This is a genomic window from Psychrobacter sp. TPE 89C (assembly GCF_055522395.1).
The window spans coordinates 1-16,664 of the sequence record NZ_JBVFXW010000058.1; the positions used below are offsets into that span (position 1 = coordinate 1).

The 16,664-nt window shown below is 43.2% G+C and carries 13 protein-coding genes; 6 read left to right on the top strand and 7 right to left on the bottom strand.

From position 1 onward, the window contains the following. Positions 1 to 73: 73 nt before the first annotated feature. Together ACZW67_RS12795 and ACZW67_RS12800 are read right to left on the bottom strand one after the other, a co-directional pair. The gene (locus tag ACZW67_RS12795; RefSeq protein WP_465183560.1) at positions 74 to 1,582 is read right to left on the bottom strand and encodes an McrC family protein; all 1,509 of its coding nucleotides are present in this window, start codon (positions 1,580 to 1,582) and stop codon (positions 74 to 76) included. Positions 1,583 to 1,597: 15 nt separating this feature from the next. Further along, positions 1,598 to 3,076 (bottom strand): McrB family protein, encoded by a 1,479-nt coding sequence (locus ACZW67_RS12800; protein WP_465183561.1) that lies wholly within the window; start codon positions 3,074 to 3,076, stop codon positions 1,598 to 1,600. 327 nt (positions 3,077 to 3,403) lie between these two features. Here ACZW67_RS12800 and ACZW67_RS12805 point away from each other — a divergent pair, with 327 nt between their 5' ends. The 3 genes from ACZW67_RS12805 (at position 3,404) to ACZW67_RS12815 (ending at position 7,259) form a co-directional block, all read left to right on the top strand. Continuing rightward, positions 3,404 to 4,126: a DUF4442 domain-containing protein gene (locus tag ACZW67_RS12805; RefSeq protein ID WP_465183562.1), complete on the top strand. Its 723-nt coding sequence runs from the start codon at positions 3,404 to 3,406 to the stop codon at positions 4,124 to 4,126. A 608-nt stretch (positions 4,127 to 4,734) separates the two neighbouring features. After that, on the top strand, positions 4,735 to 5,562 hold the full coding sequence (locus tag ACZW67_RS12810) for a thiazole synthase (RefSeq protein ID WP_465183563.1): 828 nt from the start codon (positions 4,735 to 4,737) through the stop codon (positions 5,560 to 5,562). 269 nt (positions 5,563 to 5,831) lie between these two features. Next, positions 5,832 to 7,259 carry a WS/DGAT/MGAT family O-acyltransferase gene (locus ACZW67_RS12815; RefSeq protein WP_465183564.1) on the top strand — a complete coding sequence of 476 codons (1,428 nt, stop codon included), beginning with the start codon at positions 5,832 to 5,834 and terminating at the stop codon, positions 7,257 to 7,259. Between the two features lie 42 nt (positions 7,260 to 7,301). On the opposite strand, the gene ACZW67_RS12820 is transcribed toward ACZW67_RS12815, so the two are convergent. Next, the gene (locus tag ACZW67_RS12820; protein WP_110921870.1) at positions 7,302 to 8,129 is read right to left on the bottom strand and encodes an inositol monophosphatase family protein; all 828 of its coding nucleotides are present in this window, start codon (positions 8,127 to 8,129) and stop codon (positions 7,302 to 7,304) included. Positions 8,130 to 8,519: 390 nt separating this feature from the next. Beyond that, the gene (gene dxs / locus ACZW67_RS12825; RefSeq protein WP_465183565.1) at positions 8,520 to 10,583 is read right to left on the bottom strand and encodes a 1-deoxy-D-xylulose-5-phosphate synthase; all 2,064 of its coding nucleotides are present in this window, start codon (positions 10,581 to 10,583) and stop codon (positions 8,520 to 8,522) included. 519 nt (positions 10,584 to 11,102) lie between these two features. Between dxs and ribA the strand changes: the two genes are divergently transcribed. From ribA to ACZW67_RS12840, 3 genes are all read left to right on the top strand, one after another. Then, positions 11,103 to 11,747 (top strand): GTP cyclohydrolase II, encoded by a 645-nt coding sequence (ribA, locus tag ACZW67_RS12830; protein WP_201549353.1) that lies wholly within the window; start codon positions 11,103 to 11,105, stop codon positions 11,745 to 11,747. 7 nt (positions 11,748 to 11,754) lie between these two features. Continuing rightward, positions 11,755 to 12,747 (top strand): oxygen-dependent coproporphyrinogen oxidase, encoded by a 993-nt coding sequence (gene hemF, locus ACZW67_RS12835; protein ID WP_465183566.1) that lies wholly within the window; start codon positions 11,755 to 11,757, stop codon positions 12,745 to 12,747. A 413-nt stretch (positions 12,748 to 13,160) separates the two neighbouring features. After that, positions 13,161 to 13,643 carry a c-type cytochrome gene (locus ACZW67_RS12840; RefSeq protein ID WP_197215739.1) on the top strand — a complete coding sequence of 161 codons (483 nt, stop codon included), beginning with the start codon at positions 13,161 to 13,163 and terminating at the stop codon, positions 13,641 to 13,643. A gap of 109 nt (positions 13,644 to 13,752) precedes the next feature. Here the strand turns inward: ACZW67_RS12840 and ACZW67_RS12845 are convergent, their stop codons facing one another. The 3 genes from ACZW67_RS12845 to ACZW67_RS12855 form a co-directional block, all read right to left on the bottom strand. Next, positions 13,753 to 14,712, bottom strand: a complete 960-nt coding sequence (locus ACZW67_RS12845; RefSeq protein ID WP_465183567.1) for a mechanosensitive ion channel family protein — start codon at positions 14,710 to 14,712, stop codon at positions 13,753 to 13,755. Between the two features lie 103 nt (positions 14,713 to 14,815). Next, positions 14,816 to 15,397: a lactoylglutathione lyase gene (gloA, locus tag ACZW67_RS12850; protein ID WP_465183568.1), complete on the bottom strand. Its 582-nt coding sequence runs from the start codon at positions 15,395 to 15,397 to the stop codon at positions 14,816 to 14,818. Between the two features lie 154 nt (positions 15,398 to 15,551). Further along, a complete protein-coding gene (locus tag ACZW67_RS12855) occupies positions 15,552 to 16,190 on the bottom strand; it encodes a carbonic anhydrase (RefSeq protein ID WP_110921876.1) in 639 nt (212 codons plus the stop codon). Positions 16,191 to 16,664 lie beyond the last annotated feature (474 nt).

A 16,664-nucleotide genomic window follows, 5' to 3' on the forward strand; every position in this document is an offset into this window, starting at 1 on the left:
AACACCTACTTTTCATCAAAACAGCTTAAACAAAAAGTCTTTCCTACGACGGCGCTAACCATCGATAGCGTCATTATACTCGATTCAAGGCCGAACACAAGCGCTCGTTTATCGTTCCAGTAAAGACATTAAATGGTATGAGCCATAACTGAGCAGAATTCATATTATTATCAATATCTTGACCATTCAGAGACCGTTGACTAAGTGCTATCGGTTGTCTCTCATCACCTTGTACAGGATAGACCAACCAGACCTGATCTGCTTGGTAAGCCTGCGCATAACTGGTCAATTGATAAGCGTCACTGGCACTAATGCTCGCTGCGTGGGATAAATGCTTCCATTTGATATCGATGACATGACTATAGTTACCTGACACGTTAATGTGAGAAGCTGCTTCTGTATTGTCCTGACCTTGGTGGGTATGGGTATCGGCATGAGTATCAGTATCAATCGCTGTCTTATATATAAGTAAATCAGGTCGTATGGACAAGCAGGCCTGCCCTTCTGTATCACTTAGCCAGACACTCTGCGCTTGATATAGTGGTCTATAATTTGGACTTACTTGGCTAAACATTGAGGCGATACGCTGACTGACCCATTGCTCAAAGGCTTGATTCATATCAATCAATAGGCACAATCGTGGTGATGTTTGTTTGTGTGTGGATGCTTTATTCGGATCAATCATGTGACCCGTTTCGGTATTTGACTGTTGCAATAACCAATAAGCCAAGTCCACCAGCTGCTGCATCGTCTGTAATTTTTGCATGTGAAGTGGCAGACCGACTAGCTGTTGCTTTGCTTGATGATATATAGGCTCAAGCCGCTGCATCTCATGCTTGTTTAGCATAGATATTGATTGCCACGCTTGCAAAGATTTAGGTGTAGTGGATTGTTTTAATAGTGGGCTTAATAGCATCAAAGCACTTTTAATCAATCTATTACCCTGCATGTCTTGGCTCAGCACACTGCTCTCACAGACAAACTTATGCGGCTGCATGCTGTTATGGCGCAGCTGCTCTTTGATGAGTAGTCGACCTTGTAGCGATGCTTGGTTGTGGGTCTGCGATTGATAATGCTTGGTCGGTTGCTGCTGTGCCAATTGCTGCAAAAACTGCGTGACCAGCCAATCTGATAAAGGCAATGCGGCTATCGGTAATGACGTAAGCTGAGTACTGATCTGGCCTAAATTTTTTGTATGAGGCAGTTTATTGCGGGTTCGATCACTATTACCAATCAAATCAGACATCATGCCTTGCACCCATTGACGGGTTTGTGCGAGATTGCTGTCTTGAATAGACGGATTAAGCTTTGGCAATATCTCTAGTACCATACCACTAGGCAAGAGAATAATACCGATATAGTGCCCGACTTTCAGCTGCCACTGTCCTTGCTGACGTTTGATACTGAACACCGAGAACTCTTGTGCCATCAGCCAATGAAAATCAGCTATCTGTAAGAAACTGTCAGCCGTCAGGCGTTGATGCTCAAATACAGTGATAACGTTCGTATCAGGCGCACCCATACCACTACGATTGATACTATTGCTGGTGATACTCTGATTTCTTCCATCGTTATTTATCAATTTTTAATAACCCAATTAATATAAACGCTGGTAGACAGCAGGTTTTATAAACTCGTCTATCTTGGCAATAAGGTCGCTATTAATTCTATAGCTACCTGTATTGACTGACTGATCGAGAAATAAGTGATGCCCTGAAAACATCTGATTTTGTGCAGCTAGACTATTTTGATTGGCGATCTGAGCATTTGACTCGTTTGTCATCAGTGCTTGGCTATCTTGAATAAACTGTGTGCTCATTGGCTGCTGCTCATCTTTAAAAATATACTGCAGCATAGTAATTTGTCCGCCAGTCGCTTGCGCCAATTGCGGAATAATTTGTTCGATTAATGCGTCTTGTAGCTGTTCAAGAATCGTTACTGAAAATAAGAATGCATGACCCAATTGCGAATCGACCCCTAGCGTCTGAATAATGCGATGATTTAAACCTGTTAATAGTCTGGCCAAATCTATGGTTTCTGCTTCATTATGTTCTGCTGTACTAGACGTTTCTGAGCCTTTACTAAGATTGATAATTGGTAGTAGTTCCGGCTGTGGTGGACAGTCAATAAACCGAAAACGTCGGCGTAGTGCCATGTCTAGCGGGGCTAAAGAGTGGTCTTGGGTATTCATAGTCGCATAAATATCGACATTGTCAGGAACACTAAAGGTCCGTCCAGAATATGCCAGATTCACCGTCATGGCATTTGCCATACCCGTACGTTTATCGGGTTCGATCAGACTGAGTAGTTCGCCAAATACTCGTGACACGTTCGCGCGGTTTATTTCATCAATCAGCATGGCATAACGCTGTTTGGGATTGTTTGACGCGCGCTGACATAGTTTTAAAAATGCTCCATCTTGAATCGCATAACTCATTTGAGACGGGCTATTATTAACATTATTTGACTGACCAGAAGCCACCATCACAGGACGAATACCTTCAACGAACTCTTCATAACCATAAGCTTGATGGAAGCTCACCATGCTAAAATGCTGCTGACTGAAAGCTTGATTTTGACTGGTGCCATTGTCGCGCTTTGCCTGCTGAAACTCTTCTAGTTGCTGCGATAAACCTGTTAATAACTCCATGCTTTCTGGTAATAAATACCATGCACCACTGTTGTCTTTATCAAAGTAAGCTTGGCTCGCACGATTATCATAGCTGACAGTCTTTGAATCAGCAGGGCTATGTCTACGTAGCTCTAACCAAGCCGTACTGTTTAAATTTTTCTCTCGCTCATTCTGCGATGCCTTGGCAACAAAAAACTCATGATTGACAATTTCAGGCACCTTGACCAAGTCTTGATTTTTGGATTGTAAATCTAAAAATATTAGACAGACGACATCTCGCCAGCTGAGCGCTTGCAACAGTTGTGCTAGTAAATCATTAGGATTGGCTCTAGGTAAGTAGTCGGTATATTGCTTAGCAATTTGTAGCAATCGATAAGTTTTACCCGTACCAGCCACACCTGTATAAATAATATTGGTCGGCTTATGAGTTGATGTGTCGGGCATAGCGTCATCCAGCATATAAGGGGTACGTGAGAAAAATAAATAAAGTATGCTAAAACGGTGTCATTATAGCGTGACACGCCACATGGCATCTAACGGCATTATTTTGAACAACACGGCTACGAGCTAAACTGTTTCTAGTGTCCAAGACATCACCGTATCAGTGTTGTTTTATAAGCGCATCAGTTCATTCTAATAATGGTCGGACAGCAGCAGTTAATGTAACATAGTGAGTATAGCGGCTTGCATAATACTCTGTATTTTTCCGCTATGATGATACACGCTACTACTCAAAATCTCATTCAACGAATCTAAGTTAAGGAATTTTGTATGTCAGGATTATTAAAAAAACTCCCTACCAAGCTGACCAATAAGTTACCAGCCAAAGTATCTGACAACACAAGATTGCCAGTCGAAAAGCCAACCAGCACACTTAAGCCCATCAGCAACCAATTCACCAAACTGTTATCAGTGACTAAGTACTTGCCTGCCGGTGCACGATCAAGCATCTTGTCCAAAGCCTTTGGCAAAGTCGTGCCCTATGTTGGTACAACAGGTGTCTATTATGAAACGGTCAATCCCAATCAAGTGGTTGTCAGTTTAAATAACACACGGTCTGTACAGAATCATATTGGCTCTATTCATGCAGTGGCCATTACCCTACTGGCTGAAACGGCCACAGGGTTTATTTTGGGTTTAAACCTACCCTCTGACCGAGTGTTATTAATTAAGTCTTATTCGGTTAACTTTTATCGCCCCATTAAAAAGGGTCAAATTGCAGCAGTGGCAAGTCTATCTGATGAGCAGCGCTTAGATATCTTAAATACGCCAAAAGGTGAAATGGTTATACCTTGCGTGATTCATGACCGTGAGTCTGACAGCGATCGCGATCCAATCGTGGTTGAGATGACATGGGCTTGGATACCCAAATCTGAGCTAGAGGCGCGTCGTCAAGGCAAAGCGAATGAAAAAGCTGCAGCAGTTGCTACAGAGTCTCCGGCAGAAACAGAACAAAATAACCAACCAGTGGTAAATGACGAAGCCGCTAAATAGCCAATACTTCATCTAGAGTTAATGCGACATAATGCGCTGTACACTTTTTATATCTGTATAGCGCATCGTTTTAGTAGTTGATTGAGGTTAGCACTTATATAACCAGCAACAATATTCTCTGTTTAAATCCTCTAACATCCTAAGCTCTTCTGACGTCCTATCCTCTTCTATAATATTGTGTAGCCTATCAGCGCCTATCGCTGAGTCCTATTGACGCGTACACCCTTCTAGCTCTCATTCAACAGTATTACAACGCATAGCCCGTCGCAACGTATGACTCATAAGTACCATTGCTATATGTATCACTACTATAGCTACCTCTGCATACCTTGTCGTCTGCCTTGATAAAGTTGATGATAAAAGAGGCGGGTTGCTTAAATCGTTAAACTGGGTAAAGATTGTCTGTAAGCGCGCATGAGTTTGTTATAATAACATTTTGTTTTTCGTGAGTAGCAAGGCTCCGATTTTGGATACTGCCTATCTGGTCTTCACCATCATGATGAGAAGCTGCCGCCTGCCATAAAATTACTGCCTACGATGAATAACTTTTACTATTGAACCAACTCTTCGTTTGTCACCTTTGTTCGCCCGCTATTAGGATTATCCTTATGTCACAACAAGCCGCTATTTCTACTACCAGCCCTACACCACTTTCACAAGATACGTTTACTGTAGGCAGTCGTACATTCTCTTCTCGATTGTTGGTTGGCACTGGTAAGTATAAAGACATGACCGAAACTGGTACTGCTATTGCTGCTTCAGAAGCAGAGATTGTCACGGTTGCTATTCGCCGAGTCAATATCGGTCAGAACAGTAATGAGCCGAACTTGCTGGATGTAATTTCACCTGATAAGTACACCATATTACCCAACACTGCTGGCTGTTTCGATGCCGAAACTGCCGTTCGTACTTGCAAGCTGGCGCGTGAGCTATTGGGTGGACATAACTTGGTTAAGCTTGAAGTATTGGGCGATGAAAAAACGCTTTATCCAAACGTAATGGAAACGTTAAAAGCCGCCAAAGTATTGATCGATGATGGCTTTGAGGTGATGGTTTATACGTCAGATGATCCTATCGTCGCACAAGAATTAGAAAGCATGGGCTGTGTCGCTATTATGCCGCTAGGTAGCTTGATTGGTTCAGGTCTTGGTCTGCTCAATCGTCATACGCTTAGCTTGATTATTGAAAACGCTAAAGTACCCGTATTAGTTGATGCAGGCGTTGGCACCGCCTCTGATGCAGCACTTGCGATGGAGCTCGGCTGTGATGGTGTACTGATGAACTCTGCGATTGCTAACGCCCAGAACCCAGTTATGATGGCGCATGCCATGAAGCATGCCATGTGGGCTGGTCGCGAAGCATTCTTAGCAGGGCGTATGCCGGTACGCAAAATGGCGACTGCTAGCTCGCCACAGACCGGATACTTTTTTCAGTAAAATCTCTAACGACACGCCATTATAAAAATCAGTGATAAAATAATAAGAAAAAACGACGTCGGACTTATTATATTAGACGTTTATCTTTAGTCAAAAATTAGGACTTGTTGAACATTCTACTGTTGGCAGCGGCCCGTGGTAGATGTTCGACACAACCTAATCACTGTTTCATTGAATACCTTGCTTAAAGTATTATCTATACACTTATGCTTGATTGCCTTGTCCCACTTTTAAATTGAATCAACCACATCGTCATAAAAGGATTTATTATGCGACTTCTCACAGCAGTCGACCAATTATTTTTGCTTCTTGAGTCGCGTAAACAACCTATGCATGTCGGTGGTTTATTTTTATTTGAAGTGCCAGATACAGCCGACAGCGACTTTGTCTATCAGCTGGTCAAGCAGATGCAAGACTCTGATGTACCGCCAAGCTTCCCTTTTAACCAAGTATTGGAGCATATGGCGTTTTGGCAAAAAGACAAAAACTTTGATGTCGAGCATCACCTTCATCATGTCGCACTACCAAAACCTGCACGGGTGCGCGAACTGCTCATGTATGTCTCAAGAGAGCATGGACGTCTCTTAGATCGCGCGATGCCTTTGTGGGAATGTCACGTGATTGAAGGCATTCAGCCAGAAAACGAAGGCGATCCTGAGCGTTTTGCTTTGTATTTCAAAATTCATCATTCTTTGGTAGATGGTATTGCTGCCATGCGACTCGTACAGAAGTCTTTATCGCAGTCACCCACCGAACCAGTAACCCTGCCAATCTGGTCTTTGATGGCACGTCATCGCAACCACGTCAACGCCATACTCCCTTCGAAAAGATCTATCAGACGCATTATCAAAGAGCAGATATCTACCATCAAGCCTGTGTTCACAGAATTGCTAGACAACCTCAAAAACTCTGGCGATGATGGCTATGTCGGTACTTTTGATGCACCCATGAGTATTTTGAACAAGCGTATCTCTGCGTCACGGCGTATCGCAGCGCAGTCTTATGATATTCAGCGCTTTAATGATATTGCCGATAGATTAAAAATTAGTAGAAATGATGTGGTACTGGCAGTTTGCGCTGGCGCTATCCGTCGCTATTTGATATCGATGGATGCACTACCTAGTAAGCCACTAATTGCCTTTGTACCGATGTCACTGCGTACAGATAACAGCGTATCAGGCAATCAGTTGTCATTTGTATTGGCCAACCTAGGCACACATTTAGACGATCCATTACGTCGGATACAGCTCATCCATCGTAGTATGAACAGTGGTAAGCGCCGCTTCCGCCGTATGAACCAAGCACAAGTGATCAACTACAGCGTTATCGCCTACGCTTGGGAAGGTATCAATCTAGCGACAGGTTTATTCCCGAAAAAGCAGGCCTTTAACCTCATTATTTCCCACGTACCTGGTTCTGAGAAACCTCTATATTGGAATGGTGCGCGCTTGCAATCTCTATATCCGGCTTCTATCGTATTCAATGGTCAAGCGATGAATATTACGTTAGCCAGTTATTTGGATAAGATTGAATTCGGTATTGCGGCTTGCAGTAAGGCATTGCCTCATGTACAAGACATGCTCGCGCTGATAGAAGAAGAATTGGCGCTGTTAGAAACGACCAGTAAGACGCTTGAGTTTCAGGGTATAACCGTTGGCAGTGACAGTGATAAAGCAACAAAAAAGCTGGCTCCTTAACGGAACCAGCTTTTTATTATCAATACTTTTAAATATTGCTACTTATACAGCCTCGCCCCAACTAGGAACGACTACTTGCATCAACGGCTTCAACAGTTTGATGTTACAAGCAAAAATAGAACCTGAAGTCATCGAGTTGTGCGCGCCTGTATGATCGACGACCACACCACGTGCCTCAGTGACGATAAGCTCACCAGCAGCAATATCCCACGGCTTGATAGACATCTCAAAATAACCATCGAAACGACCAGCAGCTACATAGCATAAATCCAATGCTGCAGACCCTAAACGACGAATTTGACCACCCGCTTCAGAGACTTTTTGTAGGCTTTCAAAATGCTCTTTTGCATAAGAAATCACTTCACCATTGCGCTTACGCTCAAGCGGATGACCCGTAGTAAATAGGCCACCATCAAGCGTTTTTCGTTCACTCACTTGCATACGGCGATTGTTCAAGCGCGCGCCTTTACCACGGCTAGCAGAGAACATCTCGTCACGGACTGGATCATAGACCACGCCATGTTGAGTCACACCTTTATGCTGTACAGCAATAGAAACGCAGAACTGCGGTACACCATGAACGAAGTTTTTGGTGCCATCGAGCGGATCGATAATCCAGCACCAGTCAGCGTCTTCGCCGCGACCTTCTTGCATACCAAACTCTTCACCCAAAAATGAATGATTCGGATAGCTGGCTTTTAGCGTCTCAATCGTCAGCTCTTCACTGAAACGATCAATACGTGTGACCAATCCATCAAGTCCTTTCGACTCGATGTCCAATTCGATTTTGTGGCGGTTTTGATGCGCATATAAAATCTCTTTACCAACTTTTTCAGCAGTACGCGCTGCGATGACGACCATGGGTTCCATAAATAACCTATTTGCTTGATGAATGAATATAAAAAATAAGACTAACTTTGTGCCCACAACATGCCGATTAGACTAGCCGCATCACACCACATCTATGCGATTTAAAAAACGTGTCTTTTATAGATGAAAACTTATAAACGACAACCGCATTATACTAAAATTGTTCGATAAAAACGAAAAAACCATTACGTTCGCCAAACCAGCCCATATTTTGGTGGTCATCACAAACTGCGCAAGTTGTAAAAAAGTCAGCACCTACGGCTAAGCAGGCGTTAGCTCTATCTATCGAGCTTTTATCTGTTCAAACTAACATTATTAACTTTAAATCAAATTAGATAATACTATCTATGACAATATGTCTTATAGCAATACGATTTACAACAACACGACTTATGACAATAACTGTCGAAGCTGCTTACTCACACCGTCGACACTCAAACCGCAATCAGCCAGTTGCTGAGCTTGGGAACCGTGCGCAATGAAGCGATCAGGGATGCCCATATTAGCAATAACTGGACGAGTATGCTTAAAAGCAGCTGACTCATTGAGCAAATACTCATTGACCGCACTACCCGCGCCGCCAGTAATTACATGCTCTTCTAGGGTCGCAATATGAGTAATGCCTTTTGCCAATAGCATTTCTAATAGGCTAGTGTCTAAAGGTTTTACCCAGCGCATATTCACCACATGCACTTGATACTCTGATTCTGTATCACCATTGACGATAGTGTCTGCTGCATGCTGAGCCGTGGTCATCATCGTACCAAATACCAATAATGCGAGCTTTTTCGGCGCGTCATTAGGGCCTAATACTGACTCTACCACAGCTTCGCCGATTTTATAAATTTGTGCTGGCTGTTCGATAGTCGCGCCCGTACCCACACCACGTGGATAGCGTACCGCCGTACAACCTTGATAGTCATAACAAGTATTAAGCAGATGGTAACATTCGTTTTCATCTTTTGGCGCTGCAATCACCATGTTAGGCACACAACGTAAGAATGCAAAATCAAATACGCCAGCATGGGTTGCGCCATCTTCACCGACTAAACCTGCTCGGTCAATAGCGAACGTTACGTCTAAATTCTGCAACGCAACGTCATGAATCAGCTGATCATAGCCACGCTGCAAGAACGTTGAATAAATTGCGACAATCGGTTTGACACCTTGAGTTGCCATGCCAGCTGCCAACGTGACTGCATGCTGTTCCGCAATCGCCACATCAAAAAAACGTGCTGGAAAATGACGAGCAAAGTCGATCATTCCAGAGCCTTCTTCCATAGCAGGCGTAATGGCAAGCAGTTTGTCATCTTCAGCAGCTTTATCACACAAAAACTGGCCGAACACTTGCGAGTATTTTAACGCTGGCTTACCTTTTGAAGCATTAGCTACTGAAGTATCAGCTGCTTTGGTCTTTGTTTCATCATCTTCAACAGGCAGTTTGCTAATGGCATGATAACCGACTGGATCTAATTCAGCTGGCGCAAATCCTTTACCCTTAGTGGTATAAATATGAACCAATACTGGACCTGATACTCGCTTAGCAAGTGACAATACACGCAACAGCTCAGGAATATTGTGGCCATCAAATGGACCAAAATAGGTAAAACCAATCGCTTTAAATAAGTTGTCTTCTAGCTGCGGGACATCGCGCATCTCTTTGTGACGCTTACGGCGATCAAATCCTTGCATATCAGGACGATGACATAGAACAGGTTCGCCTATCTCAGAGATATCGACCTGATATCCTGATTCCCATAGCATGGCTAAATGCCGTGGAAATCCACCGATAGAGCAAGATATCGACATATCATTGTCGTTCAAGATGACTAGCAAATCAGCGTCTTGCTGTACTGCATCATTCATGGCTTCAAACGCCATGCCGCCTGTCATTGCACCATCGCCGATGATACAGGCCACTGTTTGTGCACGACCTTGATAGCGCAGCGCTAAGCTCATGCCTAGACCCGCTGAGATTGAAGTTGATGAATGACCAACGCCAAAGGTATCGTACACAGACTCGGCACGCTCAGGAAAAGCCGTCAATCCATCTTTAGATCTGATAGTACCTAACTGCTCACGACGACCAGTCAACACTTTATGAGCATAGGCTTGATGACCTACGTCCCAAACGATCTGATCTTGCGGTGTATCTAATAAATAATGTAGCGCAATGGTCAATTCAACCACGCCCAAATTGGCACCGAAATGCCCACCACTCTGACCAGCTGAATACAATAGAAACAGTCGTAATTCATCTGCCAAGGTAATAAGCTGATTGGTGGTAAACGCGTTTAGATCAGATGGCGCATCGATACTATCAAGCAGTGGCGTATTTGGACGCACACGCGGAATGACAGCGTAAGTCTGCTGCAAATTTGACAGCTGGGCAGCGGATTCAATGGCTGACGCAGATACGGACTGAGACTGTGGGGAATGAGGTGACTGCTGCATAAACCGTACGATACCTACCAATCTGCTGACAAGACGTGCTTTAGAGTATAAAGATAACTATAGCTAAGCGACGTCAATAATATCTACATCATTATTGATGTAACTGACCATATAATTATTCATGCAATGCCTACGTATCTATACCTACGCGGCGCCTAACAACAAACACGCCGTCATAATAGACAGCGCTTCCATACTAGGGGTTGATATTATGCCTTATTATTTTGCATCAATATCGAATGTTCGTGACGACATAGTAATGTAAGGGTAAAGACTTGTCACTGTATCCGTCAAAATAGTATGGCATAATAGCATTTTTTTTTAATGGTCGCTTTAATCATCGTGCATCGTCTGTGAACTTTGTGTGTTTTTATAATAAAGACAATCAGCACGCATGTGTTACGAACAGATTATACTGCTATCATCCTAACTATCCTAATACAGCTAGGATGACATCGCTGCGTTATTACTGCTAATACAGACCTTACTGCCACAACTACCGGCTTATGCAGGACATTAATGTCATATCAATTTATTACTAGTGCCAAACTACCGACTCGTTATGGCGAGTTTGATATTCATATCTTTGAAAACGAAGACGGTCAAGAGCATGTGATGCTGACCGTCGGGCTGCCTGTGGTCGACCCAGATACAACGAGGCAATCAGAGCAACCAGCTCCCTTGATTCGTATTCATTCTGAGTGCTTAACTGGCGATGCTTTTAGCTCATTGAAGTGCGACTGTGGTCCGCAGCTTAATTCGGCGATGCAAGCCATACAAGAGGCTGGCTGTGGTGCTATTTTATATCTGCGCCAAGAAGGTCGCGGTATTGGGCTCACCAATAAGATTCGCGCTTATGCCCTTCAAGATCAAGGTCATGATACGTTAGACGCCAATCTGATGTTGGGCTTGCCTGCGGATGCACGTATTTATGACATGTGTGGGCCGATGCTCGCTCATATCGGTGTTGATGCAGTCAGACTCATTACTAATAACCCTAACAAAATTGCTTATCTCACTGAGCATGGCATCAATGTCGTAGAACGCGTGCCATTATTGGTAGGGGTCAATGATATGAATGCTGAATACCTCGCGACCAAGCGTGACCGTATGGGACATCTATTGGATAAAGATTTCAACACTGCAATACACCTGAATAAATAGATATTTTATGAGTATTCCAAATATAGATAATAAGACAGACCTGTCAGAGTCAGTGGTAACACCGACCAATAATGACATCACACGAGTACGTGAGTTTTTAGTCGATTTGCAGGCGCGTATCTGCCAAGCACTAGAAGCACAAGAGCGTGATGGTGGTGGTAATGCAACCTTTATCCCTGATGACTGGGAGCGTCCGGAAGGTGGCGGTGGTCGCTCGTGCGTATTAGCAGATGGCGACGTGATTGAAAAAGCAGGCGTGATGTTTAGCCACATCCACGTGCACAACCTGCCAGCTTCAGCAACAGCGCGCCATCCCGATATCGCTGGCCGCAAAGCTCAAGCCATGGGCGTGTCACTGGTCGTGCATCCCAAAAACCCTAACGTCCCTACTAGCCATGCCAATGTTCGTTTGTTCGTTGCGGAAGCTGAGGGCGAAGCGCCGATTTGGTGGTTTGGTGGTGGGTTTGATTTGACACCGTTTTACCCAATACTGGCTGACTGCGTCCACTGGCATCAAGTTTGCCATGATCTGTGTGCACCTTTCGGTGATACTGTCTATCCTGACTTTAAGCAATGGTGTGATGAGTATTTCCACCTACGTCATCGCAATGAACAACGAGGTATCGGCGGCTTATTCTATGATGATGTCAATACTGAAAGTCGTGGTTGGGACTTTGAGACCTGCTTTGACTTTATGAAAGCAGTGGGTAACGGCTATCTTGACGGTATCACACCTATCTTTGAGCAGCGTAAAGACACGCCTTTTACTGAACAGCAGCGTGAATTTCAGCTGTATCGTCGTGGCCGCTATGTTGAGTACAACTTGGTCTACGATCGCGGCACGCTATTTGGACTACAGAGCAATGGCCGTATCGAGTCTATCTTAGTAAGTATGCCGCCACTGGCGAGTTGGCATTATCGTTTTGAGCCTACTGAAGGCTCACCGGAGTTTGAGTTGACTGACGTTTATCTAAAGCCGCGTGAGTGGTTGACTCTATAGCTTATGTGAATATAATAAAGGTGAGCAATGTCTACTAGATTATTGTCTAGTAGATTCAAATAAAGGTCAGCTGCTATAGCTGACCTTTATCATATGGGGCTTATCATCTTCATAGAAATATAGACTGCCATTTATTTGAACTCAATATGGTTGATTAAAACCACGATGTATCGCATGTCAGCCAACTCAATGATATGATTTAGATAATTATCGTCACTTTGAATATTACGATGATATAACAACTATTTTAACCATAGCTACGCAAATAATGGTTACAATACAGATTAAATTTAAAAAAAATCACTGATAAGCGGACATACTTTCAGGTAATTATGAGTTGATTTTGACCACAGTATCAAAGCCACCGTCTGCAAATACGCATACTATTAGCCAAATTTAAAGGAGTAATCTATATGGCACAGGTTCATTCTAACAAATCATTGAAATCTATCTTCGGTATCACCTTAATGGCAGCAGCCTTAGGTCTAACCGCCTGTAGCACTTCAACTGAGTCTAGCTCTAGCCCTGATATACAAGCCCGTCAAGACAGCATGAAAAACTGGGGCGATGCAATGGGCGTCATGGGTGATATGGCCAAAGCACCAGATACCTTTGATGCGGACGTCGTTAAAGAACAAGCAGCATTCTTAGCAGAAGATTCTAGTATGCCGTGGAGCCATTTCGAAAACCAAGAAGACATGGGTAATGCGACTGAAGCCGTTTGGTCTAATGCTGATGGTTTCCGTGCAGAAGCTGATAACTTCCAAAAAGTTACTGCTGAGCTAAGTGCTGCCGCTCAAACAGCCACTAGCATGGATGATATCAAGCCTGCATTCAGTCAAGTTGGGGCGAGCTGTAAGTCATGCCATACAGACTTTAGAGCAAAAGATGAATAAATCTTTATACTGATAGCCAGTAGATCAGCATAAAAAAACCGCCACATCATTTGATATGGCGGTTTTTTATTATGGGAACTAGCGTTTATGGATATTAGTGATAGCTTGATTACTCTGCCACTGTCTTTTCCACATTGATGGTTTTTTGCTCATTGAGCTTATCGACGATCGTCATCACTGATGAGTCACTCAAGTCTATCGTTCTAATCGGGAATGGAATATTTACGCCTGCTGCATCTAGCGCGAGTTTAATCTCTACAAATACTTGATGAATAGAGGCAACTTTATTGGCTTGCGTGCCATCCTCAATAAACCAACGTACCATCAAATCTATCGTTGAATCTCCAAAACCTGTTGCAATCACGCTCGGCTCAGCTTTCTTTGACACGCTATCTGCCCTATCTAGCGCTTTTAAAATCTCAGCTTTTGCCGCTTCGATATCATCCTCATAGCCAATACCCACCGCCAGTTGTAACCGGCGCTGCTTATAGGCAGTATTGACCGTCAACGCTGAGGTATATAAGTCAGAGTTTGGAATAACGACTTGCCGACCATCATAGGTTTTTATGGTGGTTGCACGAATTTTAATATCTTCGACTGTACCTTCATATTCACCAGACACTATCTGATCGCCGATGCGAAACGGCTCTGATATGAGTAGTAAAATACCAGACAGCAAATTTTGAAAAATATCTTTGAATGCAAAACCAATAGCGACAGAACCGATACCGAGTGCACCGATTAGCTTAGCAGGGGTGAATTCCGGCACAGCTATCACCATGGCTATCATAAAGCCTACGAAGATAATTAAAGCACCACCTACTCGCTGAAATACTTTGACCAAGTTCTGATGCCGTCTGCGACTACCTAAGATTTTGTAGACGATTTTTTTGAAGAGTATCGACAGAAACCAAAAGATTAAGACAACGATAATCGAGGCGACAAAATATGGAATACGCTCGACAAAACCAATAAATATGCCATTCGCAGAATCAATAATACTTTGATACGTTAGTGCAGCTGTTGTTGGCTCTGTACCTGTTATCGTTTCTGCCTCAGAGGTTGGCATCTAGGTGTCACTCCTTTGGTTGGTCATATTGATCATTAGGTTTACTGATAAGTATTAGCTACGAATACTTATCAAATATTCAAAGCTTTCAAACGCTTAAAACTTAGCCCATCAAGTCAGCTTGTACAATCTCAATCCAGTAGCCATCGACGTCTTTGATAAAGGCTATATTTTTCATGCTGCCATCTTCTGGACGCTTCTTGAATTCGACGTTATTTTTATCAAACCAAGCCACCGCTTCATCCAGACTCGGCACGCTAAAGCAAATATGACCAAAACCCTGTGGATCTTGATTACCATCATGATAGCTAAAATCAGCTTTGGTTTCGGTACCGTAGTTATGAGTCAACTCTAAGATACCGCGCTGACGAAAGGCAAAGATTTCTAAGTCATCACCAGCAGGCAGGTTGTCTCGCTCACTCTCCGTTAGCTTGGCTAAAAAGTATAAATCAAACCCCATGTCAGGGAATTTTTTTACTGCTAGCAACGTCATTCCAAGGACGCCCGTATAGAACGCTAATGACTTGGCAGGATCTTTTACCCGTAGCATCGTATGGTTGAATGTAAAGCCAGTCGTCTGACCTGAAATAGACTGAACACCAGCGGTATTTACGCTGCTAGTCGGCTGGGCTATAAGTGATTCGTTATTATTATCGGTGGCTGAGCCATTATTTGATATAGACATGATTATCCTAATATTGACAAAATATAGAGTTAAAAAAAACAAGCGCGTAAAGGCTTTTTACGCGCTTGACTCTCTTATCATAATAAAAAATCACGAAAGGATTGAGAGGATTTTGTAATAGTACTTATTTGATGTGGCCGATTTTGGCGGTTTATTAGCTGTCTAAGAACCGTACTTTGCCTGTCTCTAAATCATACTCTGCACCAACGACTAGCAACTGACCGCTATTGGTCAAGTCTTCTAATGCGCGCGAACCATGCTTCAGTTGGCTAACCGACATACGCACGTTGGCACGGATAGAGCGATCAACTAGCTCATCGGCATCGACGTCTTGACCATTGGCAGTTGCTAATTCATGCAGGTTATAAACACTTGGACGGATGCGATCTACGATGGACTGCAAATTGGGCGAGTAGTTTGTTTCAGGATTAATGAGGGTTTCTACGCAAGCCGTAACCGCACCGCAATGTGAATGTCCAAGTACGACAACCAACTTGGTACCGAATTTTTCGGCCGCAAATTCAATCGAGCCAATCTGTGATGGTGCTACTACGTTACCAGCGACTCGAATCACAAACAAATCACCCAAGCCTTGATCAAATACAATCTCAACCGGTACACGTGCGTCCGAGCAACCCAAAATAATAGCCAAAGGGTCTTGGTCTTTGACCAACTCCGGACGCCTTTGCATCATCGGATCAGTATTGCTCAAGCTATCAACGTAGCGTGCATTTCCTTCTTTCAGAAGCTCAAGAGCTTCTTGACCTGTTTTTGGGCGCGTATTGTTCGGCATAAGATATCCTTTATTATCAATAATATTAGAGTTATAAGCTGTTTAAATTGGATCTAGAATTAGGCTCACTCAGTCTACTATCTGTAGTAATTTTGCTCACCTCTCTAGTATCTAAGTCATGTTTCACTGACTATATTCAACTGGTTGTATTCAAACATAAATCGACTAAATAACTGACTAGTCACTATTAGGTACTGACAGGCCAAAGCTATTGGTCTACCACAGAGTAATTGTATAGGAATACCGCTTAAAAAATGATAAAAAACTTTGTATTAATGTCGCTATATGACGTAATTATTGCTAACTGCCCTAAACAATAGAAATAGAAACCCTTACCAAATGTCCTAAATATGCTCGCTAGAAATTAGAAGCTAGAAATTAGAAGCTAGAAGCTAGAAGCTAGAAGCTAGAAGCTAGAAGCTAGAAGCTAGAAGCTAGAAGCTAGAAGCTAGAAGCTAGAAGCTAGAAGCTAGA

Bases quoted from the DNA above. Each gene is read 5' to 3' on its own strand.
- ACZW67_RS12840 (WP_197215739.1), top strand. From the start codon at position 13,161: ATGGCACAGGTTCATTCTAACAAATCATTGAAATCTATCTTCGGTATC.
- ACZW67_RS12820 (WP_110921870.1), bottom strand. From the start codon at position 8,129: ATGGAACCCATGGTCGTCATCGCAGCGCGTACTGCTGAAAAAGTTGGT.
- ACZW67_RS12810 (WP_465183563.1), top strand. From the start codon at position 4,735: ATGTCACAACAAGCCGCTATTTCTACTACCAGCCCTACACCACTTTCA.
- gloA (WP_465183568.1), bottom strand. From the start codon at position 15,397: ATGTCTATATCAAATAATGGCTCAGCCACCGATAATAATAACGAATCA.
- ACZW67_RS12800 (WP_465183561.1), bottom strand. From the start codon at position 3,076: ATGCCCGACACATCAACTCATAAGCCGACCAATATTATTTATACAGGT.
- ACZW67_RS12805 (WP_465183562.1), top strand. From the start codon at position 3,404: ATGTCAGGATTATTAAAAAAACTCCCTACCAAGCTGACCAATAAGTTA.
- ACZW67_RS12845 (WP_465183567.1), bottom strand. From the start codon at position 14,712: ATGCCAACCTCTGAGGCAGAAACGATAACAGGTACAGAGCCAACAACA.
- dxs (WP_465183565.1), bottom strand. From the start codon at position 10,583: ATGCAGCAGTCACCTCATTCCCCACAGTCTCAGTCCGTATCTGCGTCA.
- ACZW67_RS12855 (WP_110921876.1), bottom strand. From the start codon at position 16,190: ATGCCGAACAATACGCGCCCAAAAACAGGTCAAGAAGCTCTTGAGCTT.
- ribA (WP_201549353.1), top strand. From the start codon at position 11,103: ATGTCATATCAATTTATTACTAGTGCCAAACTACCGACTCGTTATGGC.
- hemF (WP_465183566.1), top strand. From the start codon at position 11,755: ATGAGTATTCCAAATATAGATAATAAGACAGACCTGTCAGAGTCAGTG.
- ACZW67_RS12815 (WP_465183564.1), top strand. From the start codon at position 5,832: ATGCGACTTCTCACAGCAGTCGACCAATTATTTTTGCTTCTTGAGTCG.